We start from the raw sequence: 340 nt of genomic DNA, 5'->3' as shown, positions 1-340 counted from the left end.
CCATTGTGGTCCGCTTGTCAGACATCACGACGCCTTTATGCTCTCGGCGATTTCGTTCAGCACCCTGCGATCGGTGCCGTGGCGCTTGATCAAGGTGCGTGCCTGTTTGGGAGTAATGCCGGCTTCCTCGGCGAGATGCCTCACCTCATAGTCTTCGTCGCCGGCAACTTGTGAGCGATCGCGGTTGTCGGTCTTGGTCTTGTCGTCGGGCATGGCAGTTCTCCTCGTTTCGACCTAGAGCATAACGACGGAGATTTCGTGAGGTTCCTTAATGCATGTCGCCCAAAAGTGCGCAGCGGTTTTGGGACAACGACATGCATAAACAACAGCAATGCATGTC

Annotated in this window: 1 protein-coding gene; it reads right to left on the bottom strand. The window is 55.3% G+C overall.

Annotation, left to right across the window (positions count from 1 at the left end; translation table 11 throughout):
• Positions 1–24: 24 nt before the first annotated feature.
• Positions 25–213 carry a DUF3606 domain-containing protein gene (locus AC0L2O_RS36530; RefSeq protein WP_473373169.1) on the bottom strand — a complete coding sequence of 63 codons (189 nt, stop codon included), beginning with the start codon at positions 211–213 and terminating at the stop codon, positions 25–27.
• Between the last annotated feature and the right edge of the window lie 127 nt (positions 214–340).

The sequence above is a fragment of the Bradyrhizobium sp. Kon10 genome (assembly GCF_055807395.1).
Note: the sequence above shows the minus strand (reverse complement) of the source record. Positions and strands in the feature narration are given on the sequence as shown.

Coding starts and splice junctions, on each gene's coding strand:
- AC0L2O_RS36530 (WP_473373169.1), bottom strand. CDS start 213: ATGCCCGACGACAAGACCAAGACCGACAACCGCGATCGCTCACAAGTT.